The organism is Streptomyces sp. NBC_01166 (assembly GCF_045039765.1).
GTDB lineage: Bacteria > Actinomycetota > Actinomycetes > Streptomycetales > Streptomycetaceae > Streptomyces.
Genome location: NZ_CP108613.1, coordinates 1,994,497 through 2,019,216 on the forward strand (window position 1 = coordinate 1,994,497; position 24,720 = coordinate 2,019,216).

Genomic DNA, 24,720 nt, shown 5'->3' on the forward strand with positions numbered 1-24,720 from the left:
GACCACGAGCAAGGAGCACCATGGCGCTGACGTCCACGCGGCGTTCGGCTCTCGCCGACCAGGTGATTGCCCAGCTGAGGAATCAGATCACCACGGGCGAGTGGCCCGTGGGCTCACGGATCCCCACCGAGCCCGAGCTGGTCGAGCAGCTCGGGGTCGCCCGCAACACGGTGCGCGAGGCGGTGCGCGCCCTGGCGCACAACGGGCTGCTGGACATCCGCCAGGGCTCCGGCACGTACGTGGTGGCGACCAGTGAGCTGGCCGGGGTGATGCACCGCCGGTTCGCGGACGCCGACCCCCGGCACGTCGCGGAGCTGCGCTCCACGCTGGAGTCCTCGGCGGCCCGGCTCGCCGCCCTGCGCCGCACGGACCGGGATCTGCGGCAGCTGGACGCGCTGATGGTCCGGCGCGAGGAGACCTGGGCGTCCGGGGACACGGAGGCCTTCGTGGCCGCCGACGCGACACTGCACCTCGCCGTGGTCGCGGCCTCGCACAACGACGTGCTGACGGAGCTCTACGCCGACCTGAACGACCTGCTCCGTGACTACCTGCGCGACGACGTGGGCTCGAAGCTCGGGCCGCAGGAGCTCATGGACCACGCGCGGCTCGTCGAGGCGATCCGGGCGGGGGACGCGGAGACGGCCGCCGCCGAGGCGGCGGCCCACGCGCTGGACTGCCTGCGGGAGCGCGTCTGAGGCTCCCCCCTAGGACACCGAGTGGCTGACCCAGGCCGAGCCGACCTCTTTCCAGCAGCGGTCCTCGAGTTTGACCGTCCGGCCCGGCTGCACCGCGACCGCCCCGCCGTCGGCGTCGACGTCCCACCAGCGCGCGCACTCGGTGTGGAGGCGGACGACATCGGTCGTGGGGTACGGGTTGTGGCAGTAGGCGACCACCCGGGACCCCTCGACCGTCGTACGGCATTCGGCGCCCGAGGGCTCCGGTTCCGGTGCGAGGGGTGCGACTGCACCGCTCCGCGCCCGGTTGGCCGCACTGACGGCCACCGGGGCCAGGAGCCCCGCGACCACGGCCGCCGCTGCGAGCAGGGCCAAGGTTCGGCGACGTGTGGAGCGCACGGCGATCTCCTCCCCACAGCCTGACCAAAAGTCCGGTTCCACCACATTCTGCGGTGGAACGGCCATCTTTTCGACTTGAGCGCGGAAAGGGCCTCAGGCCACGCGCGACGGCCGCGTACCCCCGGCGAGGGGGACGCGGCCGTCGGTGAGGCGTGGGCGGGTCAGGCGCCCATCATGTGCACGCCGCCGTCGACGTGGATGATCTCGCCCGTCGTCTTCGGGAAGAAGTCCGAGAGCAGCGCCACGATGCCGCGGCCGGCCGGCTCGGGGTCGGTCATGTCCCACTCCAGCGGGGAGCGGTGGTTCCAGACGTCCGCGAGCTCACCGAAGCCCGGGATGGACTTGGCGGCCATGGAGCCGAGCGGTCCGGCCGAGACCAGGTTGCAGCGGATGCTGTCCTTGCCCAGGTCACGGGCGAGGTAGCGGGAGGTGGCCTCCAGCGCGGCCTTGGCCGGGCCCATCCAGTCGTACTGCGGCCAGGCGAACTGCGCGTCGAAGGTGAGGCCGACGATCGAGCCGCCGTCGTTCATCAGGGGCTTGCAGGCCATGGCGAGCGACTTCAGCGAGAACGCCGAGACGTGCATCGCGGTGGCGACCGACTCGAACGGGGTGTTCAGGAAGTTGCCGCCGAGCGCGTCCTGCGGCGCGAAGCCGATGGAGTGCACGACGCCGTCCAGCGAGCCGAGCTCCTCCTTGACCAGGCCGGCGAGGCGCTCCAGGTGCTCGTCGTTGGTGACGTCCAGCTCGAGGACCTTGACGGGCTTGGGGAGCTTCTTGGCGATCCGCTCGGTCAGCGTCGGCCGGGGAAAGGCCGTCAGGATGACCTCGGCGCCCTGCTCCTGGGCCACCTTCGCGGCGTGGAAAGCGATGGACGACTCCATCAGCACACCCGTGATGAGGATGCGCTTGCCGTCGAGAATTCCGCTCATGGTGATCAGTGACCCATGCCCAATCCGCCGTCAACGGGAATGACGGCTCCAGTGATGTACGAGGCGTCGTCGGACGCGAGGAAGCGCACCGCGGCGGCGATCTCGGCGGGCTGCGCGTAGCGCCCGAGCGGCACCTGCGACACGATGCCCTTGCGCTGCTCGTCCGTGAGCACCTGGGTCATGTCGGTGTCGACGAACCCGGGTGCGACGACGTTGAACGTGATGTTCCGCGAGCCGAGCTCACGGGCCAGCGACCGGGCGAAGCCGACCAGGCCCGCCTTGGACGCCGCGTAGTTGGCCTGTCCGGCCGAGCCGAGGAGGCCGACGACGGAGGAGATGAGGACGACACGGCCCTTCTTGGCGCGCAGCATCGCACGGTTGGCCCGCTTGACGACGCGGAAGGTGCCGGTGAGGTTGGTGTCGACCACGGACGTGAAGTCGTCCTCGGTCATCCGCATCAGCAACTGGTCCTTGGTGATACCGGCGTTGGCGACCAGCACCTCCACGGGACCGTGCTTCTCCTCGATCTCCTTGTAGGCCTGCTCCACCTGCTCGGTGTCGGTGATGTCGCACCGGACCGCGAGGACGCCCGCCTCGGTGAGCGCCTGCGGCGGCTCTCCGGAGCGGTAGGTGACGGCCACCTTGTCGCCGTTGTCGGCGAAGGCGCGGGCGATGGCGAGGCCGATGCCCCGGTTTCCTCCGGTGACGAGAACCGAGCGGCTCAACGGATCACCCTTTCCTTGGCGGTCTGGTACATCGAAAACCTATCGGTACCACCCCTCATCCAAGGAATCGGCCTCTGACAGCGCCGCCGGGCGCCGACTGTTGGATCCCTACAGAACGGTCCGGCCGGGACACGGCAACGTAAAACCGGAGCACGGGGACGCCGCGACCCCCCATGATTCACTGCGGAGACATTTTCAGAGGTGGAGAAGGGGAGGCCCGCGTGGCCCACGAGGTAGATCAGTCGTTCCTGGCCCTGCCGCTGCGTGCCCTCGCCGACGCGGCTCTCGCCCGCGCCCGCGCGCTCGGCGCCGTACACGCGGACTTCCGGTTCGAACGGGTGCGCGGCGCCTCCTGGCGCCTGCGGGACGCCCGGCCGTCCGGGACGTCGGACACCACCGACACCGGGTACGCGGTCCGGGTGGTGCACGGCGGGGCCTGGGGGTTCGCGTCCGGGGTGGACCTGACGATGGACGCGGCGGCGAAGGTGGCCTCGCAGGCCGTCGCCATGGCCAAGCTGTCCGCGAAGGTGATCGCGGCTGCCGGCTCCGACGAGCGTGTGGAGCTGGCGGACGAGCCGGTGCACGGCGAGCGGACCTGGGTGTCGGCGTACGAGCGTGACCCCTTCGACGTGCCGGACGCGGAGAAGGCGGGGCTGCTCGCCGAGTGGAGCGCGCGCCTGCTGCGGGCCGACGGGGTCGCACACGTGGACGCCTCGCTGATGACGGTCCACGAGAACAAGTTCTACGCGGACACCGCCGGCACCGTCACCACCCAGCAGCGGGTGCGGGTGCATCCGCAGCTGACCGCGGTGGCCGTGGACGGTACGACCGGCGAGTTCGACTCGATGCGGACGATCGCTCCGCCGGTGGGCCGGGGCTGGGAGTACCTCACGGGCACCGGCTGGGACTGGGACGCGGAACTGGAGCGCATCCCGGGGCTGCTGGCCGAGAAGATGCGGGCGCCGAGCGTCGAGGCGGGGACGTACGACCTGGTGGTCGACCCGTCCAATCTCTGGCTGACCATCCACGAGTCGATCGGCCACGCGACCGAGCTGGACCGGGCGCTGGGCTACGAGGCGGCGTACGCGGGGACCTCGTTCGCGACCTTCGACCAGCTGGGGAAGCTGACGTACGGCTCCCCCGTGATGAACGTGACCGGTGACCGCACCGCCGAGCACGGGCTCGCGACGGTCGGCTACGACGACGAGGGCGTCGAGGCCCAGTCCTGGGACCTGGTCAAGGACGGGACGCTGGTCGGCTACCAGACGGACCGGCGGATCGCGAAGCTGACGGGCCTGGGCCGGTCCAACGGGTGCGCGTACGCCGACTCCCCCGAGCACGTCCCCGTGCAGCGCATGGCGAACGTCTCGTTGCAGCCGGATCCGGGCGGGCTCTCCACGGAGGACCTGATCGGCGGGGTGGAGCGCGGGATCTATGTGGTCGGCGACCGGTCCTGGTCGATCGACATGCAGAGGTACAACTTCCAGTTCACCGGGCAGCGGTTTTTCAGGATCGAGAACGGCAGGCTGGCGGGCCAGCTGCGGGACGTGGCCTACCAGGCCACGACGACGGACTTCTGGGGCTCGATGGAGAAGGTCGGCGGCCCGCAGACCTACGTCCTGGGTGGCGCCTTCAACTGCGGCAAGGCCCAGCCGGGTCAGGTCGCGGCCGTCTCGCACGGCTGCCCCTCCGCCCTCTTCCGAGGCGTGAACATCCTCAACACGACGCAGGAGGCCGGGCGATGAGCCGCGTCAGCAAGCCGTACGAGATCGTCGAGCGCGCACTGGAACTGTCCACCGCCGACGGCTGCGTGGTCGTCGCGGACGAGAACTCCTCCGCCAATCTGCGCTGGGCCGGGAACGCGCTCACCACGAACGGGGTGACGCGGGGGCGGACCCTCACCGTGATCGCGACCGTGGACGGCGCGGAGGGGACGGCATCGGGTGTGGTGTCCCGCTCGGCCGTCACGGCCGACGACCTGGAACCGCTGGTGCGGGCCGCCGAGGCCGCCGCGCGTGGTGCCGGTCCCGCCGAGGACGCGCAGCCGCTGGTGTCCGGGGTGCCGGTGTCCGCCGACTTCACGGAGCCGCCGGCCGAGACGGGCTCCGACGTCTTCGCCGACTTCGCCCCGGCGCTCGGCGACGCCTTCGCGCGGGCCCGCTCGGGCGGCCGTGAGCTGTACGGCTTCGCCCACCACCAGCTGAGCTCGACGTATCTGGGTACGTCGACGGGGCTGCGGCTGCGCCACGACCAGCCGAACGGAACGCTGGAGCTGAACGCCAAGTCCCCGGACCGGACCCGTTCCGCCTGGGCGGGCAGGTCCACCCGGGACTTCAAGGACGTCGACCCGGCGGCCCTTGACGCGGAGCTGGCGCAGCGCCTCGGCTGGGCGGAGCGCAGGATCGAGCTGCCGGCCGGGCGCTACGAGACGCTGCTGCCGCCGACCGCGGTGGCCGACCTGCTGATCTACCAGTACTGGTCGGCGGGCGCGCGGGACGCCGCGGAGGGCCGGACGGTCTTCTCCCGGCCGGGCGGCGGTACGAGGATCGGCGAGACGCTCTCCGAGCTGCCGCTGACCCTGCGCAGCGATCCGCACGCCCCGGGGCTGGAGTCGGCCCCCTTCGTGATCGCGCACGCGTCGGGGGACGGTTCCTCGGTCTTCGACAACGGGCTGCCGCTGGCCCCGACCGACTGGATCAAGGACGGCAGGCTGGAGCGGCTGACCACGACCCGTCACTCCGCGGGGCTGACGGGTCTGCCGGTGGCCCCCGCGATGGACAACCTCGTCCTGGACGGGGGCGGTGAGCGGTCCCTGGAGGAGATGGTGGCCGCGACGACCGGCCGTGCGCTGCTGCTGACCTGCCTCTGGTACATCCGGGAGGTGGACCCGGCCACCCTGCTGCTGACCGGCCTGACCAGGGACGGGGTCTATCTGGTGGAGGACGGCGAGGTCCTCGGCGAGGTCAACAACTTCCGGTTCAACGAGTCGCCGGTCGGGCTGCTGTCCCGGGCGTCGGAGGCGGGCCGTACGGAGAAGACGCTGCCGCGCGAGTGGGGCGACTACTTCACCCGGGCCGCGATGCCCGCGCTGCGCATCCCCGACTTCCACATGAGCTCGGTCAGCCGGGGCGTATGACCCCCATAGACTGACCGGACAACCCATCGAACCCTGCAAGGAGAAAACGACCGTGACGGACATCGTCGACGAGCTGAAGTGGCGCGGGCTGTTCGCCCAGTCCACCGACGAGGACGCACTGCGCAAGGCTCTCGCGGACGGCCCGGTCACCTTCTATTGCGGCTTCGACCCGACCGCGGCGAGTCTGCACGTGGGCCATCTGGTGCAGGTGCTCACCATGCGCCGGCTCCAGCTCGCCGGGCTGAAGCCGCTCGCCCTGGTCGGCGGGGCGACCGGTCAGATCGGGGATCCGCGGCCGACCGCGGAGCGCACGCTGAACGACCCGGAGACCATCGCCGCGTGGGTCCAGCGGCTGCGCGGGCAGATCGAGCCCTTCCTCACCTTCGAGGGCCCGAACGCCGCCACGATGGTGAACAACCTGGACTGGACCGCGGGCCTCTCCGCGATCGAGTTCCTCCGGGACATCGGCAAGCACTTCCGGGTCAACAAGATGCTCACCAAGGACTCGGTGGCCCGCCGTCTGGAGTCGCAGGAGGGCATCAGCTACACGGAGTTCAGCTACCAGCTCCTCCAGGGCATGGACTACCTGGAGCTGTACCGACGCTACGGCTGCACCCTCCAGCAGGGCGGCAGCGACCAGTGGGGCAACCTCACGGCGGGGATCGACCTGATCCACCGCCTGGAGCCGGGTGCCGCCGTGCACGCACTGGCGACACCGCTGATGGTGAAGGCCGACGGCACCAAGTTCGGCAAGTCCGAGAGCGGGGCCGTCTGGCTCGACCCGGAGATGACGACGCCGTACGCGTTCTACCAGTTCTGGCTGAATGTGGACGACCGGGACATCTCGACGTACATGCGCATCCTCAGCTTCAAGAGCCTCGAGGAGCTCGAGGAGCTGGAGAAGCTCACCGAGGAGCGTCCGCAGGCACGTTCGGCGCAGCGGTCGCTGGCCGAGGAGCTGACGACGCTGGTGCACGGCGGCGAGCAGTGCGCGGCGGTCATCGCGGCGTCGAAGGCACTGTTCGGCCAGGGTGAGCTCGGCGAGCTGGACGAGGCGACGCTGAGCGCCGCCCTGTCCGAGGTGCCGCACGCCCGGGTCGCCGAGCTGGGCCCGGTGGTGGACCTCCTGGTCGAGGTCGGTCTCTCCGCCAGCAAGTCGGCCGCCCGCCGCACGGTCAAGGAGGGCGGGGCCTACGTGAACAACGCGAAGGTCACCGACGGGGAGACCGCTCCGGCACGCGAGGAGTTGCTGCACGGGCGCTGGCTGGTCCTGCGCCGGGGCAAGAAGAACCTGGCCGCCGTCGAGGTCGCCGCCGGCTGACGCCGACGAGCACAGCGCCGCGGCCGGCCACGCTTCACGCGTGGCCGGCCGCGGCGCTGTGCCGTACCGGGGTCAGGTTCGCTGCCTGTTGCCCCGTTTGCCTCGGATCGACTGCCAGACCATGTCGCCGACGCCCACGACGACCACGGCACCGATCAGCTGCAGCACATGGCGGATCCAGTCGATCCCCTTGGTGTCGTTGACCCCGATCCACGTCGCCACTGCGTTGCCGAGGATGCTGCCGAGGATGCCGAACACCACCGTCAGCCAGAGGGGGATGTCCTGCTTCCCCGGCAGGATCGCCCGGGCGATGACACCAAGCACCAGACCTACGATGATTGCCCACAACCAGCTCATATCGCCTCCTCGTGCGGCGCGGTAGTGCGCACGTCCGCCCAGTCTCGGCCTGCCGGACGTACGCCGCATGCCGGACAGGGCCGTACGTGGGAGCGCGGTCCGGACCCGGTCGCACAGGACTCGCCCCGGTCTCGAAGGAGGCGGACGCCGGGCGTACCGTAGGAGCGCACCGTCCGGGGAAGTCCGGCACAGAGATCTGGTGGTGGAATCACGATGCGGAAGCAGAGCGGTACGGAGGTCTTCCGGATCACCGGCGCCCGCCAGGGACTTGCCGACGACGTGCGGGGCAGGCAGCGGCGCTACATCATCTCGATGTCCGTGCGCACCGTCTCCGTGGTGCTGGCCACGACCCTGTGGAATGTCGAGAGGCATGTGGCCGTGGTGGCGCTCGCTCTGGGTGTTCTGCTCCCTTATGTCGCGGTGGTCATCGCCAACGCCGGTCGCGAGAACGCCCCTTCACTTCCTACGACGTTCGTGCCCGCACCGATGCGGCCGGCTCTCGGCACGGCCCCGGCGGCCGGCCCCGCGGAGCCCGCTCCGGAGCCGGTCACGGATCCCGGGCCGGCCGGCGGCGGGGGCAGTACGCGGCCCGCGGGCTGAGCGGAAGCGCTCTTCAAAGCTCAAGAAATGCTCAGATCAATCATGACGTTCCGGTGCACCTGACCCTGACCTCCGTGGCATACTTCGGGTGCGCTCCGCATCCCCCGTCGGAGCGACGGACCGACGCCGGGCAGCTCCCCCCGTGGCTGCTCGGCGTCGCCATTCTCCGGCGGGGATGCCTCGCACAGGGCCTCGGCCTGTGCGCAAGCCCGTCGGCTCACCGACGGGTTTTTCTTCTACCTCCGCCGGTCAGCGCCTGCCGCATAGCTCAGGAAAAGCTCAGATCAATCAAGATGTTCCGGTGCACCGTCGTCGGGCCCCCATGACATGGTTGTCGCCGGGCTGGCGCCAACCCCCCGAACGCCACAGTGAAGGGGACAGTCACATGACACTCGCACCGCGCAGGTACCCGCTGGACGGGCTCACGGATCGCCGGAACCGGTTGGTCATCGTCGTCATCGTCATCGTCGCGGCCGCCCCGTGGGTCGGTGAGCAGCCTGCGGCTGCCGCACTCGGCTTGCTGACAGCGGCTCTGCCGCTGACCGGCCCGGCCCGGCCCAGGCGTGCCGCCTGACGACACCGTCGGCAGCACGTGCCCGGTCCGACTCCGGGCCGGGCACGTGCTGCCGGATGCCCGGCCAGTCCGCGCGGGAAGGCCTGCGCTTAGGGTTGAGGCCGTGAACTTCCCCGAGACTTCCGCCGAGAGCGCCACCGGCGCACCGGTCTGTTCCGCCAAGGGCTGCCGCGCCGACGCCGTATGGGTGCTCGCCTGGAACAACCCCAAGCTGCACACCCCGGAGCGCCGCAAGACCTGGCTGGCCTGCGACGAGCACCGGGAGCACCTCTCCTCGTTCCTCGGTGTGCGCGGCTTCCTCAAGGATGTCGTGACGCTCGCGGAGTGGGAGTCCTCGGAGGCTGCGGGGTGACCTCGCCCGGTCCGAGGTCGCCCGGCGGCCTCTCAGCCACCGATCGCTGACATGGGCCGGTCGGGCTGCAGGAAGGTCGGGTCGTCGAGGCCGGAGCCCGCCTTCTTGCCCCACATCGCGAGCTTCCAGATCCTGGCGATCTCCTCGTCCGGTGCGTCGGAACGCAGCGCGCCGCGAAGGTCCGTCTCCTCGCGGGCGAAGAGACAGGTGCGGACCTGTCCGTCGGCGGTGAGCCGGGTGCGGTCGCAGGCTCCGCAGAACGGCCTGGTCACGGAGGCGATGACGCCGACGCGGTGCGGGCCGCCGTCCACGGTCCAGCGCTCGGCGGGGGCCGATCCGCGCTCCTCGTCCCCTTCGGCGGTGAGGGTGAAGCGCGTGCGCAGCGAGGTGAGGATGTCACCTGCTGTGATCATGCCGTCGCGCTTCCAGCCGTGCTGGGCGTCGAGCGGCATCTGTTCGATGAAGCGGAGCTCGTAGGCGTTGTCCACTGCCCAGGCGAGCAGGTCGGGGGCCTCGTCCTCGTTGAGCCCGGGCATGAGGACGGAGTTGACCTTGACGGGGGTGAGTCCCGCGTCGCGGGCGGCCTCCAGCCCGTCCAGTACGTCCTTGTGCCGGTCGCGGCGGGTGAGCGTCTTGAAGACGTCCGGGCGCAGGGTGTCCAGGGACACGTTGACCCGGTCGAGGCCTGCGGCCTTCAGGGCCGCGGCGGTGCGCTTGAGTCCGATGCCGTTGGTGGTGAGCGACATCCTGGGGCGGGACTCCAGGGCGGCGCACTGCTCGACGATGGAGACGAGCCCGGGGCGGAGCAGGGGCTCGCCGCCGGTGAAGCGGACCTCCGTGATGCCGAGCTCCGTGACGGCGATCCGGATGAGCCGGACGATCTCGTCGTCGCTGAGCAGCTCGGTCTTGGAGAGCCACTGCAGGCCTTCTTCCGGCATGCAGTAGGTGCAGCGGAGATTGCACTTGTCGGTCAGTGAGACACGCAGGTCGGTGGCGACCCGGCCGTAGGTGTCGATGAGCACTGTGGGCCTCCCCCGGTGATGTCCGCGGTTGCGGTCTGACACCTCCGAGACTACGCGAGGCCTGTGACATCGCGGGGGCTCGGTTGACACGAGGTGCGACGGGGCCCCGTCGTAGGTCTCTACGACGGGGCCCCGTGGAGGCGTGACCGGTGCGGCGGGGCCGGTCAGTGGGCGCCGGTGCCGGTGAGGGACTTGACCTCGAGTTCGGCGTACTTGCCCTTGTCCGGCTCCTCCTTGGAGAGGGCCGAGCCGACCCAGCCGAGCAGGAAGCCCAGCGGGATGGAGATGAGGCCGGGATTCTCCAGGGGGAACCAGGCGAAGTCCACGTCCGGGAACATCGAGCTGGCCTTCCCCGAGACGACCGGGGAGAAGAGCACCAGGATGACGGACGAGGCGAGACCGCCGTAGATGGACCAGAGGGCGCCCTGGGTGGTGAAGCGCTTCCAGAAGAGGCTGTAGAGGATGGTCGGCAGGTTGGCCGACGCGGCGACGGCGAAGGCCAGGGCCACGAGTCCCGCGACGTTCAGGTCGCGTGCCATCGCTCCGAGGCCGATGGAGACGACGCCGATCGCGACGGTGGCCCAGCGGGCCGCGCGCATCTCCTCCTTCTCGGTGGCCTTCCCCTTGCGGATGACGTTGGCGTAGATGTCGTGGGCGAAGGAGGACGAGGAGGCGAGCGTGAGCCCCGCGACGACGGCGAGGATCGTCGCGAAGGCGACGGCCGAGATGACGGCGAGCATGACGGCGCCCCCGGTGGTGCCGAGTCCGCCGAGGTACTCGGCGAGCTGGGGTGCCGCCGCGTTGCCCGCCGGGTTCTTCGCCTTGATCTCCTCGGGTCCGATGAGCGCCGCGGCGCCGAAGCCGAGGGCGATCGTCATCAGGTAGAAGGCGCCGATGATGCCGATGGCCCAGTTCACGGACTTGCGGGCGGCCTTGGCGGTCGGGACGGTGTAGAAGCGGATCAGGATGTGCGGCAGGCCCGCGGTGCCGAGGACGAGCGCGATGCCGAGCGAGATGAAGTCCAGCTTCGACACGTCGGTGGCGCCGTACTTGAGGCCGGGCTCCAGGAAGGCCGCGCCGTGTCCGCTCTTCTCCGCGGCGGTGCCGAGCAGGTCGGAGACGTTGAAGTCGAACTTCCACAGCACCATCAGGGTCATCAGCAGGGCGCCCGCGATGAGCAGCACGGCCTTGACCATCTGCACCCAGGTGGTGCCCTTCATGCCGCCGATGGTGACGTAGACGATCATCAGCACGCCGACCAGGGCCACGATGAGGATCTTGCCCGCGTCGCTGGTGATGCCGAGCAGCAGCGACACGAGGACGCCCGCGCCCGCCATCTGGGCCAGCAGGTAGAAGATCGACACCACGATGGTGGAGACGCCCGCAGCGGTGCGTACCGGCCTCTGCCGCATCCGGTAGGCGAGGACGTCGCCCATGGTGTACCGGCCCGAGTTGCGCAGCGGTTCGGCGACGAGCAGCAGGGCGACGAGCCAGGCGACGAGGAAGCCGATGGAGTAGAGGAAGCCGTCGTAGCCGAAGAGTGCGATGGCACCGGCGATGCCGAGGAAGGACGCCGCCGACATGTAGTCGCCGGAGACGGCGAGGCCGTTCTGGAAGGCGGTGAACTGCCGTCCGCCCGCGTAGAAGTCGGACGCGCTCTTGGTCTGCCGGCCGGCCCAGACGGTGATGCCCAGGGTCGCCGCGACGAAGACCGCGAAGAGGGTGATGATCAGCGGCCGGTGCTCGCTCGTCGACGACGCCTCGGCGGCGAGCTGGATCACGGCGTGCGGGGTGTGCGCGGCGCTCATGCGTCGGCCTCCAGACGGGACTTGATGGCCGCCGCCTGCGGATCGAGCTTGTTCGTGGCGTGGCGCGAGTAGAACCAGGCGATGAGGAACGTGGTGGCGAACTGGGCGAGGCCGAACACGAAGGCGACGTTGAAGTTCGCAAAGACGATCTTGCTCATGAACTCGTCGGCGTAGCTGGACAGCAGCACGTACAGCAGATACCAGGCGATGAAGCCGACGGTCAGCGGAAAGGCGAAGGAGCGGTGGGCGCGGCGCAGTTCGGTGAACTCCGGGCTGTTCTGCTCCTTCAGGAACGCCTCGGTCGTGGGCTGGACGGGACTGCCGTCCTCAGGGGTCTGGGGCGGCGGTGCTTCGGTGGCCACGGATTCTCCTCGCGACGCGGGTGCGGTGGTGGGAACGGTGGATTTCACGGGGAGTCCTCTGCGCTTTCGGGTAGCGGGGGGCTGATCACACGACTCCCTGTGCAACGGCACGGAGAGCGCGGCGAAGCGGTTCACCGCAGGTTCGGCCTTCTCGGCCCGGCTCCCCTGGACACGACTCCCGGAGGTCACACCTCGAACTCACTTGCCCGTATTCATTGATGCGCCGGGAAGATCAGCGATAACTTCACTGGTCATGTACCGGACGGACACACCGGTGTCCGGCCCACGGCACGGATGATGTGGAGAACCCATGGCTCATCTGGCATCCAGACGGACTCGCGTACTCACGCTGCCCGTCGGACTCGCGCTCACGGCCTCGCTCGGCTTCCTCCCGACGGGGACCGCGGCCGCGGCACCCGCGGACGAGCCGGCTGCGGTGGTTCCCGCGGACGGCCCTGAGCTGTCCTACGTCGTGAACACGCAGGCAGGCCACGGCACCGTCAAGCAGGTGCGGAAGGCGATATCCGCGGCGGGCGGAACCGTCGTGACGTCGTACGACAAGATAGGCGTCATCGTCGTCCACTCGCAGAACCCGGACTTCGGCGCGACGATCCGCAAGGCCAGGGGCGTCCGGTCGGCGGGTGCCACGCGCACCGCCCCGATCGTTCCGCAGGCGACGAAGGACATCGGCGTCGAGCAGCGCCTCACCGCCGCACAGGCGCAGGCGGCGTCGAAGGACGCGGTGGCGGGCCAGGACCCGCTGGAGCCGCTGCAGTGGGACCTGCCGGCCATCAAGGCGGACCAGGCGCACAAGAAGTCGCTCGGCAGCAGCAAGGTCACGGTCGGCGTCATCGACACCGGGGTCGACGACACGCACCCGGACCTGGCCCCGAACTTCGACCGCAAGGCCTCGGTGAACTGTGTGTCCGGCGCCCCGGACACCACGGACGGGGCCTGGCGGCCCGCGGCCGGTGAGAGCGACCACGGCACGCACGTCGCGGGCACCATAGCCGCGGCGAAGAACGGCACCGGGGTCACCGGCGTCGCGCCCGGCGTGAAGGTCTCCGGTATCAAGGTGTCCACGCCGGCCGGGTTCTTCTACACGGAGGCCGTCGTCTGCGGCTTCGTCTGGGCCGCCGAGCACGGTGTCGACGTGACGAACAGCAGCTATTACACCGACCCGTGGCTCTTCAACTGCAAGAACGACCCCGACCAGGGCGCCCTGGTGGAAGCGGTCACCCGCGCCACCCGCTACGCGGAGGGCAAGGGCGTCGTGAACGTCGCCGCGGCCGGCAACTCCGACCACGACCTGGCCCTCGACGCCATCGAGGACACGACGAGCCCCAACGACTCGACGACGGTCACCCGTACGGTCGACCCGAGCGCCTGCCCCGACATCCCGACCATGCTGCCGGGTGTCGTGACGGTCTCCGCGACTGGTGCGAAGAACCTCAAGTCGTCCTACTCGAACTACGGTCTCGGGGTCATCGACGTGGCCGCCCCCGGCGGTGACTCGACGCGCTACCAGGCGCCCGAGGCGCCGGCGGACAACGGTCTGATCCTGTCCACGCTGCCCGGCGGCGGATTCGGCTACAAGGCCGGTACGTCGATGGCGTCCCCGCACGTCGCGGGCGTCGCGGCCCTGATCAAGTCGACCCACCCGCGCGCCTCGGCGGGCGTGGTGAAGGCGCTGCTCACCCACCAGGCCGACGCCACCGCGTGCGGAGCGCCGTACGACATCGACGGTGACGGCACCGTCGACGCCGTCTGCGAGGGCGGCAAGCAGTACAACGGCTTCTACGGAGCCGGTGTCGTGGACGCGCTGGACGCGGTCCGCAGGTAAGGCATGAGGGAGGGGCCGGGGACAGCTGTCCCCGGCCCCTCCCGCGCTGTCCCCGGCCCCTCCCGCGTGTTGCTACGGCGTGATGAGGACCTTCAGCGCCGTGCGCTCGTCCATCGCCTTGTAGCCGCCCGGCACCCCGTCCAGCCCGACCGACAGGTCGAAGACCGGCGACGGGTCGATCGTGCCGTCCAGCACGTCGGGAAGCAGCTCCGGGATGTACGTGCGCACGGGGGCGACGCCGCCGCGCAGCGCGATGTTGCGGTCGAACATGTCGCCGAGGTCGATCCCGGTGCCGCTGCCGTGCGGGACCCCGACGTAGCCGATGGAGCCGCCGTCGCGGACGATGCCGATGGCCGTACGCATCGACTGCTCGGTGCCCACCGCCTCGATCACCCCGTGGGTGCCCTCTCCCCGCGTCAGTTCCCGTACGGCCGCGAGCGCCGCCTCGCCGCGCTCGGCGACGACGTCCGTGGCACCGAAGGCGCGGGCGATGTCCGTACGGGCCTGGTGCCGGCCCAGCGCGATGATCCGTCCGGCGCCGAGCCGCTTGGCCGCCATGACGCCGCACAGGCCGACCGCGCCGTCGCCGACGACCGCGACGGTGCTGCCCGGCTTCACGCCCGCGCCGAGCGCGGCGTGGTGACCGGTGCCCAGGACGTCGGAGAGTGCCAGGAGCGCGGTGAGCAGCCGGTCGTCGGAGGCCGCTGCGGCCGGGAGCCTGACCAGCGTGCCGTCGGCGAACGGGACCCGGACGGCCTCGCCCTGACCGCCGTCGGACCCGACCGATCCCCAGAAGCCGCCCTGGGGGCAGGAGGTGGTGAGTCCCTCGGCGCAGTACGTGCAGGTGCCGTCGGACCAGACGAAGGGGGCCACCACGAGGTCGCCGACGGCGAAGCCCTTGACCCCGGAGCCCGTCTCCTCGACGACGCCGAGGAATTCGTGGCCGATGCGCTGGCCCGGCTGCCGGGCCGACTCACCGCGGTAGGCCCACAGGTCACTGCCGCAGATGCAGGCCCGCAGGACCCTCAGGACCACGTCGGTGGGCTGCTGGACCGTGGCGTCGGGCACCTCCTCCACACGGATGTCGTGGGGGGCATGGATCACGGTGGCGCGCATGCGTGAGGGTCCTCGCTCGTCTCAGATTCTGATACTCCCCTCACGGTACGCCCCGGGGGCGGCGCCGGTGGAATCCGTCGTTCCGCCGAGCGCCCCCCTGGTGAGCAGGTATTGCGCGGCCAGATAGGTCAGCATGATCCAGAAATCGTGGGCGGGGAGCTGCGGCCGGTCGGCGATGCCGGTGGCGATGAGCGCGTCGGAGAGCAGGAAGAGAGCGCCGCCGAACGCGGCGTACCGTCCGAGCGCGCCGGCCCGCCAGGCCATGGCCGCGAGCAGCAGGCTGTATCCGGTCAGCGGGATCCGGAGCTCGCCCGGCAGCCCGGGCCAGAGGTAGGCGAGGAAGGCCACCAGGACGGCGGCGTACGCGAGTCCTGCGGCCGGGCGGAGACGGGCGCGGCCGAAGAGCAGGAGATAGCAGACGTGGCCCGCGGCGAAGCACGCCATCCCGGCGAGGAAGGCGGCCTCCGAGTCGGGCATCAGCAGCACGTCCCCGGCCCAGCCGCACAGCAGGGCGGCGACGAGCAGCCGGGGACCGCCGCGCGCCGCCGCGCAGGCGGCGAGCAGGGGCATCAGCAGTGGCTTGGCGACGAGATGGGCGGTCTGCACCCCGGCCAGGAGACCGGCCAGGTCGACGGCGGCCACGGCGAGGAAGGCGACGAGCAGCGGGCGCACGAGCCGGGGCGCACCCGCGCGGGGCGTCATCCGGTGCTCTCGGTGGCGGGGCGCGGCTTCACGGAGACGGTCGCGGCGGCGTCCGCGGGGCGCGACGGCTGCCAGCCCGGTCCACGGAAGATCCGTCCGGCCCGCTCGCCCCAGCTGGTGGCCGCCCGTACGTCGCGGGCGATGGCGGCGTACTCATGGGTGGCGACGCGGAGCGGGTTGTGGGTGGCGATGTTCTTGGTGAGCCCGAAGACGGGCCGCTCGGTCTCGGCGGTGAAGGAGCCGAAGAGGCGGTCCCAGACGATCAGGATCCCGCCGAAGTTGCGGTCGAGGTATCCGCCCTGGGAGGCGTGGTGGACCCGGTGGTGCGAGGGGGTGTTGAGGACGAACTCGAAGGGCCGCGGCAGCTTGTCGATCCGTTCGGTGTGTACCCAGAACTGGTAGACGAGGTTCGCCGAGGAGCAGAAGGCGAGCGCGGCCGGGTGGACCCCGCAGGCGATGAGCGGGACGTAGAACGGCCAGACGGTCAGCGAGGTCCAGGGCTGGCGCAGCGCCGTCGTGAGGTTGAACTTCCGGCTGGAGTGGTGGACCACGTGGCAGGCCCAGAGGATCCGGATGACGTGGTGGCCACGGTGGGACCAGTAGTAGAAGAAGTCCTGGGCCAGCAGCATCAGAAGGACCGTCCACCACAGGACGGGGACGCGCAGCGGGGTCAGCTCGTAGACGGCCGCGTAGATCGCGACGATGGGTATCTTCCACAGCAGGTCGAAGACCAGGCTGCCGAGTCCCATGGTGACGCTGGTGGCGGCGTCCTTGGCGTCGTACCCGGCGGCCTCCTCGTCCGGGTGGAGCCGGTGGAGCACCATTTCGAGGACGGTGAGCAGGACGAAGGCCGGGATCGACCACAGCACGACATCGGGCAGGTTCGGCTCCATGCGAGCACCGTAGAGCCCCACGAGGTGCCGGGCATAGACGTTGTTACCGACAAGTATGTGAGACGTGGCGTCATCAGGATTTGGCGGGTTCCGCCAACTCCCCCGTCGTACGTTTTCCGGCATGCGCGCCGCCGAGGGGGAGGAACGCACGTGAGCGGTACGGAGGTTGCGCTGATCCGCCTGGCCACCACGGTCATCGGGACGGTCGCCAGATCACTGCTGCCCCGCAGGCCCGGCGCCGGGCTGGTCCCGGACCCGGTCCGGCCGGCGCTCCCGGACCTGTCCCTGCTCACGGGCCTCAGCGCGCTGCGCATCCTGGTCCTCAACCACTGCTGGCTCGCCGAGGGCCTGGCGCCCCTGCGGGAGCTCCCGGCACCGGCCCGGGGAGGCGTGGAGCCCGCCCTCACACCCCCGCAGCCCCCAGCAGCGCCCCCGCCGCGTACGTCACCCCCATGGCCACCGCTCCCCCGGCCATGTTCCGCAGCACCGCGCGCCGTACGGGTGCCTCGCCCAGGCGGGCGCTCGACCAGCCGGTGAGGGCCAGCGCCACGAGCACCGACACCACGGTGACCGGCAGCCGCACGGAGGCGGGAGGCAGCACGATCGCCAGGAGCGGCAGCAGCGCGCCCACGGTGAACGCCAGGAAGCTCGCCCCCGCCGCGTGCCACGGGTTGGTCAGCTCGTCCGGGTCGATGCCCAGCTCGACCTCGGCGTGGGCGCGCAGCGCGTCGCGCTGCGTGAGCTGGACGGCGGCCTCCCTGGCGAGGGTGCTGCTCAGCCCCTTCTCCTCCAGCAGCCCGGTCAGCTCGGCGAGCTCGGCCTCCGGGGCCTCCTCCAGCTCCCTCTTCTCGGCGGCCAGCGCGGCCCTCTCCGAATCGCGCTGGGTGGACACCGAGACGTACTCGCCCGCCGCCATCGACATGGACCCCGCGAGCAGCCCGGCCAGGCCGGCCGTCAGCAGGGTGGAACGGGCCCCGGTGGCCCCGGCCACACCGACGACGAGGCCGGCGGTGGAGACCACCCCGTCGTTGGCCCCGAGCACCGCGGCCCGCAGCCAGTTGAGCCGGGTGCCGAGTCCGCGTCCGTGGGGTTCCTCATGTGTCCGCGCATCCGAGTCCGTCACCCCGGGAGCGTCTCACCGCGCCCTCCCCGGGCGCATCCCCGACCCGCGTCTCCGCCGCCGCGGCCAACTGCTCGGCACCGTCTCCACGTTCACGGCGCGGACCGCCCGGATAGGCCGCTGTCGGTCCCGGCCCGTATTCTCTGTGACCATGCTCGACGACCGCCAGACCGCAGCGCCGTGGCCGGCCGCGTATCCCCAGGGGTACGCGGTCGTCGACGTGGAGACCACCGGACTCGCCCGCGACGACCGGATAGTGTCCGCTGCCGTGTACCGACTGGACGCGAGAGGCGAGGTCGAGGACCACTGGTACACCCTGGTGAATCCCGAGCGGGACCCCGGCCCCGTCTGGATCCACGGCCTGACCAGCGATGTCCTGGAAGGCGCCCCGCTCTTCCCCGAGGTCGCCGCCCAGCTGTCCGAGCGGCTCGCCGGCCGGGTGCTCGTCGCCCACAACGCCGCGTTCGACTGGTCGATGATCGCCCGGGAGTACGCACGCGCGGCGGTCACCGCGCCCGTCGAGCAGCGGCTGTGCACCATCGCGCTCGCCAAGGAGCTCCGGCTCCCCCTGCCCAACCACAAGCTGGAGTCGCTGGCCGCGCACTTCGGCGTGGTGCAGGAGCGCGCGCACCACGCGCTGGACGACGCGCGGGTGCTGGCCGAGGCCTTCCGGCCGAGCCTGCTCGCCGCAGCGAGGGACGGGGTGCGGCTGCCGCTGCTGGAGTGCCGCCCGCTGACGGAGTGGTACGACTCCCCGGTCACCCCGCGCGCCGGCTACCGGCCCTCGGGCGGCCAGGGCAGCTGGCGCCCCTCGCGCAAACGGCCCGCGTGCCCGTATCCGAATCCCGGGCGCTACGAGTCGGACAAACCCCTCATGCAGGGCATGCGGGTGGCGTTCTCCGGGGACACCTCGGTGGACCGGGAGCTTCTGGAGGACCGCGCGGTGGAGGCGGGTCTGCACGTGGCGACCAGCGTGTCGCGGCTGACGAGTCTGCTCGTCACCAACGACCCGGACTCCGCGACGTCGAAGACGGTGAAGGCGAAGTCGTTCGGCACCCCGATCCTGGAGGAGAGCGCCTTCACCCATCTGCTGAGGGACGTGGCACCGGCCAGGACGGTCGCCGTGCCGAAGCCGTCACCGTCATCGGAGTGAACCGGGGGCGACTCGCCCCGCGTCGGCTCGCCCGCCGCCGTCCGGCGTCCCACCCTGTGGCGCATGGCACGTTGTGAGGTTTGCGGAAACGACTACGGGATGTCCTTCGAGGTGCACGCGCAGGGCGCGGTGCATGTCTTCGACTGCTTCTCCTGCGCCATTCACCGCATGGCGCCCATCTGTGAGCACTGCCGGGTCCAGGTCATCGGCCAGGGCGTCGAGGTCGACGGCCACTGGTACTGCGGCGGCCACTGCGCCCGCGCCGAAGGAAGGGCGGGCATCGTGGACAAAGTATGACGGGCTGTCCCGTCCGCGCGGGGGACCCTCCGTGCCGCACCCCATGACCCCGGTTGTACGGTCATGGGGTGTACCGCTTCCTGTTGACCCGGCAGTGGGTGATTCTCACCCTCCTCGTCCTCGCCATGATTCCCACGATGGTGGAGCTGGGCTTCTGGCAGCTGCACCGGCATGAACACCGGGTCGAGCAGAACGCGCTGATCACACGGAACCTCGAGGCGGACCCGGTCTCCGTCACCCGTCTCACCTCTCCGGGGCACACGGTCCCCCGCTCCGACTACTGGCGTGCCGTCAAGGCCACCGGGACGTTCGACACCGTGCACGAGGTGGTCGTACGCCGCCGCACCTCGCAGGACGAGCGCATCGGCGTACTGGTCCTGACCCCGCTGAACCTCAAGGGCGGCGGCACGGTCCTGGTGAACCGCGGCTGGGTCCCGGCCGCGGACGACCAGCAGGCCTTCCCGGAGGTCCCCGCCCCGCCGCGCGGCGAGGTCACCGTCACGGGCCAGCTCAAGGCGGACGAGACGACGAGCGCCAGTGGGATCAAGGACCTGGAAGGCCTGCCCGACCGCCAGGTGATGCTGATCAACAGTTCCCAGCAGTCGCATCTGCTCGGCCGCCCCGTCCTCGGCGGGTACGTCGAGCTCACCGCCCCCGAACCGGCCGACGGCAGCCCCGAGACGATCGCCGCCCCCGACGACAGCTCCATCGGCCCTCATATGGCGTACGCCGTCCAGTGGTGGCTCTTCGCCGCCGGGGTCCCGGTCGGCTGGGTCATCCTCGTACGCCGTGAGAAGCGCGACCGCGAGGAGGCCGCCCGGGACAAGGACGGCGACACCGCGGAACAGCCGGAGCCGGCGACCGCGTAGGGCCCGGATCACACCGGCTGTTCCCACCGCTTTCGCTGCTTAGCGTGGCTCAGGTTCGGGAAGACGCCAGAGCGTGACCCCACGCATCGAGGACTACGCCGTCATCGGCGATCTCCAGACCGCCGCCCTGGTCGGCAGGAACGGTTCTGTCGACTGGCTCTGTCTGCCCCGCTTCGACTCGGGCGCCTGCTTCGCCGCGCTTCTCGGCGACGAGGACAACGGACACTGGCGCATCGCCCCCCAGGGCACCGACAGCACCGACACCTGCACCCGGCGCGCCTACGTGGGCGACTCCCTGGTCCTGGAGACCTTCTGGGAGACCAGGACGGGGACCGTCAAGGTCATCGACTTCATGCCGCAGCGCGACAAGGCGCCCGACGTCATGCGGATCGTCGAGGGCGTCAGCGGCAGCGTCGACATGAGCTCCGTCCTGCGGCTGCGGTTCGACTTCGGCTCCGTCGTCCCGTGGATGCGCCGCTCGCACGGACACCGGGTGGCCGTCGCGGGCCCCGACTCCGTCTGGCTGCGCAGCGAGCCGCCGGTGAAGACGTGGGGCCAGCAGTTCAGCACCTGCTCGTCCTTCACGGTCGCCGAGGGCGAGACCGTGGCGTTCGTCCTCACCTGGCACCCCTCGCACTCCCCCCGCCCCAAGCTGATCGACCCTCACAAGGCGCTGAAGCACACCCTCACCGACTGGGCGAAGTGGGCGGCACGGTGCACGTACCACGGCAAGCACCGGGACGCGGTGCTCCGCTCCCTGATCACCCTGAAGGCGCTCACCTACGCGCCCACCGGCGGGATCGTGGCGGCCCTCACGACCTCGCTCCCCGAGGAGATCGGCGGCGTACGGAACTGGGACTACCGCTACTGCTGGCTGCGGGACTCCACCCTCACCCTGGCCGCCATGATCTCGGTCGGATACATGGAGGAGGCGGCCGCCTGGCGGGACTGGCTGCTGCGGGCCGTGGCCGGTGACCCCGCGGACCTCCAGATCATGTACGGGCTGGCCGGCGAGCGCAGACTTCCGGAGACGGAACTGCCGTGGCTGAGGGGGTACGAGAACTCGCCGCCGGTCCGCATCGGCAACGCCGCCGTGCGGCAGCAGCAGCTCGACGTGTACGGCGAGGTCATCGACTCGCTCAGGCTGGCCCGCAACGCCGGGCTCCACGACAAGCCGCATGCCTGGAATCTTCAGCTCAGTCTGCTCGGCTTCCTGGAATCCAACTGGCGTGAGCCGGACGAGGGTCTGTGGGAGATCCGCGGGCAGCGCCGGCACTTCGTGCACTCCAAGGTGATGGCCTGGGTCGCGGCCGACCGCGCGGTGCGCACCCTGGAGGAGAACCCGGATCTGCCGGGCGACGCCGACCGGTGGCGGGCGATGCGGGACGCCGTGCACGCGGAGGTCTGCGAGAAGGGCTATGACCCCGTGCGCAACACCTTCACCCAGTACTACGGCTCCCAGGAGCTGGACGCCTCGACCCTGCTGATCGTGCGCACCGGCTTCCTGCCGCCGGACGACCCCCGGGTGACCGGGACGGTCGACGCGGTGACCCGTGAGCTCGCCAACGACGGCCTGATCCGCCGCTACAGCACCGAGGGCGGGTCGGTGGACGGTCTTCCGGGCGACGAGGGGGCGTTCCTCGCCTGCTCGTTCTGGCTGGTCGACGCCCTGAACCGGACGGGCCGCAGGGACGAGGCCGAGGTCCTCTTCGAACGGCTCCTGGAGCTGCGCAACGACGTGGGGCTGATGGCCGAGGAGTACGACCCGCTGGCCCGGCGCCAGCTCGGCAACTACCCGCAGGCGTTCAGCCACGTCGGCCTGGTGAACAGCGCGGTCGACCTCGCCGGTGAGGACTTGGCAGGATAGGGCCATGGATCTTGGACTGAAGGACCGTGTGTACATCGTCACCGGGGCGACCCGCGGGCTGGGCAACGCCACCGCGCGCGCCCTCGCCGCCGACGGCGCGAAGGTGATCATCTCAGGCCGTGACGAGAAGACCGCCGCCGAGGCGGCCGCGGAGCTGGGCCCCGACGCCGTCGGGCTCGCCGCGGACAACGCCGACCCGCTGGCCGCCCGGCGGCTGGTGGACGCCGCGAAGGAACGCTTCGGCCGGCTGGACGGCATCCTCATCAGCGTCGGCGGCCCGGCCCCGGGCTTCGTCGCCGACAACACCGACGATCAGTGGCAGTCGGCCTTCGAGTCGGTCTTCCTCGGCGCGGTGCGTCTGGCCCGTACGGCGGCCGAGGCGCTCGGCGAGGGCGGCGTCATCGGCTTCGTCCTGTCCGGATCCGTGCACGAGCCGATCCCCGGCCTGACCATCTCCAACGGGCTGCGCCCCGGCCTCGCCGGCTTCGCCAAGTCCCTCGCCGACGAGCTGGGCCCGCGCGGCATCCGGGTCGTCGGGGTGCTGCCGGCCCGGATCGACACGGACCGGGTGCGCGAGCTGGACGCCTTGTCCGGCGACGCCGACGCGTCCCGTACGGCGAACGAGGCGCGCATCCCGCTGCGCCGCTACGGCACCCCGGAGGAATTCGGGAAGACCTCGGCCTTCCTGCTCTCCCCGGCCGCCTCCTATCTGACCGGCATCATGGTGCCGGTCGACGGCGGCGCCCGGCACGGTTTCTGAAGGCCCCCCGGGCGGTGCCGCCGGGGCGGCCCGTCAGGTCACCCGCTCCGCGCGGTGCTTGACCGCCTTGAGCCGGACCTCGGCGGGCAGCTCGTCCAGCCCGGCCGAGGTCCGCGCGTGGGTCAGCGCACCTTCGGAGAGCCCGCGCAGCACCAGTCCCGGGGCCGCGTGCGGCTCCATCAGCAGCCGTACACGGGCGCGCGGTGCGGTGCGCCGGCCGGTCAGCGTGGCCTTGGCCTCGGACACCCCGTCCAGGGCCCCGGCCTCGTCGCCGAGCACACCCTCCAGGGCCTTGCCGCGCAGCAGCGCTCCCTCGCCGTCGCCGCTGTCGACCAGCACCTCGGCGAGGCGCCCTCGGCGCAGCTGGGCGAGGAGCCACCACAGCGCGAGGACGACCAGGACGGCGAGGACCGCGATGACGGTGGGCCACCACCAGCCCTCGTCCCGCCACCTGGTCCGGTCGGCCTTGCTGAGCAGCACGTCGTCCGTGCCGTCGAAGGGCCACCAGGAGGGTGCGGACAGGCCGAGTCCCGTGGCGAGGACGGCCCCGCCGACGACGACGAGGATCAGCCCTGCCAGGCCGAGCAGGACCCGGTTGACGGTTTTGATCACGGGGTCACCCCTTCTTCGCCGGCCGGCGCACGTGCACCGAGAGGCCGGGCGGCCGCGCCAGGCCCAGTTCGCCGATGGCGTTGGACAGGACGGCGTCCAGGTCGGCCCTGACGTCGTCGAGTTCACGGAAGTGCGAGAGGGCGCGCACGGTCGCCTTACGACGGCTCATCTTCACCCGGACGGACTGCACACCGGCCACCTCCACGGCCCGGTCGCGCAGGACGAAGGCGGCGGCGTTCCGGTCGAGCCCTGCCCGTACACCCGTGTGCCGGCGGCTCATGGGGAGCAGGGAGCGCAGTCCTGGGGTGAGGGCCAGGAGGAGCAGCCAGAGGCCCAGCGCGGCTGCCAGCGCCGATCCCGCGAGGACCCATACGTCGTCGAGGTGACGGCTCGCCAGGTCGTCGGCGACGGAGCGCCGCCACTGCATGGCCGGGTGGTCGGCCCGCACCGCCGCGACGTCGTAGAGCAGAAGCCCGGCGCCGCCGAGCACGATCAGGGCGACCAGAGCAGCGGGGACCCTGCGCCCCGACCAGAAACGGCCCGCCCTGCCGGCGGTCCGCTCCGGCGCGGCGGCGGCTTCGTAGCTGGAGCCCGACGCGGACTGGTCCATCTCCAGCACCCCGCCGGGTGGTGACGACTCGACGGTGGGCAGGCGCCGCGTGCTGTTCTCCGGGTCCTGGGGCTCGTTCATCGGATGCTCCCCTCCGGTGCGGTGCCCGCTCCTGACCGATGCAGCCGTTCGACCTGCACCGCCACCTCGGGCACCTCCATCCCCGCAAGGGCTTTTACCCGCTCGGCCACACGCCGACGCACCGCGCCGCACTGCCGGCCGATGTCACAGGGGTAGGTCAGGTCGAGGCTGACCCGTACCCGGGCGGTCTCACGGTGCACGGTGACGGTGGCGCGCGGTGCGTCGGCGTCCTCGGGCCGTTCCTCGACGGCCTCCTTGGCCGCCTGCGCGGCGATCTTCGCGACGACCCGGTCGGCGATCCGGGTCTGCCCTCGCGCGGCGGCGTCGACCCGGCCTGTCACCCCCGTCACCGTCGCCGGTCGCCGCGCTCGCGACTCCGGAAGAAGTCGCCGGGTTCGAGGTCGCCGTCCAGGAAGCGGCCGGCGATGAAGCCGACCGCACCCAGCGCGGCCACCAGCAGAAAGGCCCCGAATCCGCCGAAGTATCCGGCGAAACCGAGCGCCATGCCGGCCACCAGGCCGACCACAGCCATGCTCAT

At 71.1% G+C, this 24,720-nt stretch carries 28 protein-coding genes; 13 read left to right on the plus strand and 15 right to left on the minus strand.

Annotation, left to right across the window (positions count from 1 at the left end; genetic code table 11):
- Positions 1 to 20 precede the first annotated feature (20 nt).
- Complete coding sequence (locus OG379_RS09210; protein WP_399228150.1) at positions 21 to 695, plus strand: FadR/GntR family transcriptional regulator; 675 nt, start codon at positions 21 to 23, stop codon at positions 693 to 695.
- A 9-nt stretch (positions 696 to 704) separates the two neighbouring features.
- Here the strand turns inward: OG379_RS09210 and OG379_RS09215 are convergent, their stop codons facing one another.
- From OG379_RS09215 to fabG, 3 genes are all read right to left on the minus strand, one after another.
- Positions 705 to 1,073, minus strand: coding sequence for a hypothetical protein (locus OG379_RS09215; protein WP_405661072.1), 369 nt, complete (start codon positions 1,071 to 1,073; stop codon positions 705 to 707).
- Between the two features lie 161 nt (positions 1,074 to 1,234).
- A complete protein-coding gene (fabI, locus tag OG379_RS09220) occupies positions 1,235 to 2,002 on the minus strand; it encodes an enoyl-ACP reductase FabI (protein WP_393755061.1) in 768 nt (255 codons plus the stop codon).
- 5 nt (positions 2,003 to 2,007) lie between these two features.
- Positions 2,008 to 2,727 carry a 3-oxoacyl-[acyl-carrier-protein] reductase gene (gene fabG, locus OG379_RS09225; protein WP_099175996.1) on the minus strand — a complete coding sequence of 240 codons (720 nt, stop codon included), beginning with the start codon at positions 2,725 to 2,727 and terminating at the stop codon, positions 2,008 to 2,010.
- Between the two features lie 221 nt (positions 2,728 to 2,948).
- On the opposite strand from fabG, the gene OG379_RS09230 reads away from it, so the two are divergent.
- The 3 genes from OG379_RS09230 to tyrS are packed head-to-tail and all read left to right on the plus strand — an operon-like array spanning position 2,949 to position 7,184.
- Complete coding sequence (locus tag OG379_RS09230) at positions 2,949 to 4,472, plus strand: TldD/PmbA family protein (RefSeq protein WP_399228155.1); 1,524 nt, start codon at positions 2,949 to 2,951, stop codon at positions 4,470 to 4,472.
- Positions 4,469 to 5,863 carry a metallopeptidase TldD-related protein gene (locus OG379_RS09235; RefSeq protein WP_405661076.1) on the plus strand — a complete coding sequence of 465 codons (1,395 nt, stop codon included), beginning with the start codon at positions 4,469 to 4,471 and terminating at the stop codon, positions 5,861 to 5,863. Before OG379_RS09230 ends, OG379_RS09235 begins: the two co-directional genes overlap by 4 nt.
- A gap of 52 nt (positions 5,864 to 5,915) precedes the next feature.
- Complete coding sequence (tyrS, locus tag OG379_RS09240) at positions 5,916 to 7,184, plus strand: tyrosine--tRNA ligase (protein WP_405661079.1); 1,269 nt, start codon at positions 5,916 to 5,918, stop codon at positions 7,182 to 7,184.
- Between the two features lie 72 nt (positions 7,185 to 7,256).
- On the opposite strand, the gene OG379_RS09245 is transcribed toward tyrS, so the two are convergent.
- On the minus strand, positions 7,257 to 7,541 hold the full coding sequence (locus OG379_RS09245) for a GlsB/YeaQ/YmgE family stress response membrane protein (protein WP_104790078.1): 285 nt from the start codon (positions 7,539 to 7,541) through the stop codon (positions 7,257 to 7,259).
- A 213-nt stretch (positions 7,542 to 7,754) separates the two neighbouring features.
- On the opposite strand from OG379_RS09245, the gene OG379_RS09250 reads away from it, so the two are divergent.
- The 3 genes from OG379_RS09250 (at position 7,755) to OG379_RS09260 (ending at position 9,067) form a co-directional block, all read left to right on the plus strand.
- On the plus strand, positions 7,755 to 8,141 hold the full coding sequence (locus OG379_RS09250) for a DUF3099 domain-containing protein (protein WP_405661082.1): 387 nt from the start codon (positions 7,755 to 7,757) through the stop codon (positions 8,139 to 8,141).
- 385 nt (positions 8,142 to 8,526) lie between these two features.
- Positions 8,527 to 8,715, plus strand: coding sequence for a hypothetical protein (locus OG379_RS09255; RefSeq protein ID WP_405661085.1), 189 nt, complete (start codon positions 8,527 to 8,529; stop codon positions 8,713 to 8,715).
- 103 nt (positions 8,716 to 8,818) lie between these two features.
- Positions 8,819 to 9,067: a hypothetical protein gene (locus tag OG379_RS09260; RefSeq protein ID WP_405661088.1), complete on the plus strand. Its 249-nt coding sequence runs from the start codon at positions 8,819 to 8,821 to the stop codon at positions 9,065 to 9,067.
- A 32-nt stretch (positions 9,068 to 9,099) separates the two neighbouring features.
- On the opposite strand, the gene moaA is transcribed toward OG379_RS09260, so the two are convergent.
- The 3 genes from moaA to OG379_RS09275 form a co-directional block, all read right to left on the minus strand.
- A complete protein-coding gene (gene moaA / locus OG379_RS09265) occupies positions 9,100 to 10,089 on the minus strand; it encodes a GTP 3',8-cyclase MoaA (protein WP_393755077.1) in 990 nt (329 codons plus the stop codon).
- 164 nt (positions 10,090 to 10,253) lie between these two features.
- Positions 10,254 to 11,897 (minus strand): cation acetate symporter, encoded by a 1,644-nt coding sequence (locus tag OG379_RS09270; protein ID WP_405661091.1) that lies wholly within the window; start codon positions 11,895 to 11,897, stop codon positions 10,254 to 10,256.
- Positions 11,894 to 12,259: a DUF485 domain-containing protein gene (locus OG379_RS09275; protein ID WP_393755082.1), complete on the minus strand. Its 366-nt coding sequence runs from the start codon at positions 12,257 to 12,259 to the stop codon at positions 11,894 to 11,896. Before OG379_RS09275 ends, OG379_RS09270 begins: the two co-directional genes overlap by 4 nt.
- A 310-nt stretch (positions 12,260 to 12,569) precedes the next feature.
- On the opposite strand from OG379_RS09275, the gene OG379_RS09280 reads away from it, so the two are divergent.
- The gene (locus OG379_RS09280) at positions 12,570 to 14,102 is read left to right on the plus strand and encodes a S8 family peptidase (RefSeq protein ID WP_405661094.1); all 1,533 of its coding nucleotides are present in this window, start codon (positions 12,570 to 12,572) and stop codon (positions 14,100 to 14,102) included.
- 72 nt (positions 14,103 to 14,174) lie between these two features.
- Here the strand turns inward: OG379_RS09280 and OG379_RS09285 are convergent, their stop codons facing one another.
- The 4 genes from OG379_RS09285 to OG379_RS09300 form a co-directional block, all read right to left on the minus strand.
- Positions 14,175 to 15,218 carry a zinc-dependent alcohol dehydrogenase family protein gene (locus tag OG379_RS09285; RefSeq protein ID WP_405661096.1) on the minus strand — a complete coding sequence of 348 codons (1,044 nt, stop codon included), beginning with the start codon at positions 15,216 to 15,218 and terminating at the stop codon, positions 14,175 to 14,177.
- A 21-nt stretch (positions 15,219 to 15,239) separates the two neighbouring features.
- Positions 15,240 to 15,920 (minus strand): lysoplasmalogenase, encoded by a 681-nt coding sequence (locus OG379_RS09290; RefSeq protein ID WP_405661099.1) that lies wholly within the window; start codon positions 15,918 to 15,920, stop codon positions 15,240 to 15,242.
- A complete protein-coding gene (locus tag OG379_RS09295) occupies positions 15,917 to 16,813 on the minus strand; it encodes a sterol desaturase family protein (protein WP_405661102.1) in 897 nt (298 codons plus the stop codon). Before OG379_RS09295 ends, OG379_RS09290 begins: the two co-directional genes overlap by 4 nt.
- A 403-nt stretch (positions 16,814 to 17,216) precedes the next feature.
- Complete coding sequence (locus OG379_RS09300) at positions 17,217 to 17,936, minus strand: VIT family protein (protein ID WP_405661105.1); 720 nt, start codon at positions 17,934 to 17,936, stop codon at positions 17,217 to 17,219.
- A gap of 142 nt (positions 17,937 to 18,078) precedes the next feature.
- On the opposite strand from OG379_RS09300, the gene OG379_RS09305 reads away from it, so the two are divergent.
- The 5 genes from OG379_RS09305 to OG379_RS09325 all read left to right on the plus strand — a co-directional run bounded on the left by OG379_RS09305 (position 18,079) and on the right by OG379_RS09325 (position 22,879).
- A complete protein-coding gene (locus OG379_RS09305) occupies positions 18,079 to 19,086 on the plus strand; it encodes a DEDDh family exonuclease (RefSeq protein WP_393755094.1) in 1,008 nt (335 codons plus the stop codon).
- Between the two features lie 63 nt (positions 19,087 to 19,149).
- Complete coding sequence (locus OG379_RS09310; RefSeq protein ID WP_073747930.1) at positions 19,150 to 19,383, plus strand: hypothetical protein; 234 nt, start codon at positions 19,150 to 19,152, stop codon at positions 19,381 to 19,383.
- Between the two features lie 68 nt (positions 19,384 to 19,451).
- A complete protein-coding gene (locus OG379_RS09315; protein WP_405661109.1) occupies positions 19,452 to 20,252 on the plus strand; it encodes an SURF1 family protein in 801 nt (266 codons plus the stop codon).
- Positions 20,253 to 20,325: 73 nt separating this feature from the next.
- On the plus strand, positions 20,326 to 22,119 hold the full coding sequence (locus OG379_RS09320) for a glycoside hydrolase family 15 protein (RefSeq protein ID WP_405661111.1): 1,794 nt from the start codon (positions 20,326 to 20,328) through the stop codon (positions 22,117 to 22,119).
- Positions 22,120 to 22,123: 4 nt separating this feature from the next.
- The gene (locus tag OG379_RS09325; protein ID WP_356711892.1) at positions 22,124 to 22,879 is read left to right on the plus strand and encodes an SDR family oxidoreductase; all 756 of its coding nucleotides are present in this window, start codon (positions 22,124 to 22,126) and stop codon (positions 22,877 to 22,879) included.
- Positions 22,880 to 22,912: 33 nt separating this feature from the next.
- Here OG379_RS09325 and amaP read toward each other — a convergent pair whose 3' ends face one another.
- From amaP to OG379_RS09345, 4 genes are read right to left on the minus strand one after another with little or no spacing between them, the layout of a single operon-like run.
- A complete protein-coding gene (gene amaP / locus OG379_RS09330; protein WP_405661113.1) occupies positions 22,913 to 23,491 on the minus strand; it encodes an alkaline shock response membrane anchor protein AmaP in 579 nt (192 codons plus the stop codon).
- A 4-nt stretch (positions 23,492 to 23,495) separates the two neighbouring features.
- Positions 23,496 to 24,182 carry a DUF6286 domain-containing protein gene (locus OG379_RS09335; RefSeq protein WP_405661115.1) on the minus strand — a complete coding sequence of 229 codons (687 nt, stop codon included), beginning with the start codon at positions 24,180 to 24,182 and terminating at the stop codon, positions 23,496 to 23,498.
- Positions 24,179 to 24,532: a hypothetical protein gene (locus OG379_RS09340; RefSeq protein ID WP_405661117.1), complete on the minus strand. Its 354-nt coding sequence runs from the start codon at positions 24,530 to 24,532 to the stop codon at positions 24,179 to 24,181. The genes OG379_RS09335 and OG379_RS09340 overlap by 4 nt, the downstream gene beginning before the upstream one ends.
- On the minus strand, positions 24,529 to 24,720 hold the full coding sequence (locus OG379_RS09345; RefSeq protein ID WP_030920082.1) for a hypothetical protein: 192 nt from the start codon (positions 24,718 to 24,720) through the stop codon (positions 24,529 to 24,531). The genes OG379_RS09340 and OG379_RS09345 overlap by 4 nt, the downstream gene beginning before the upstream one ends.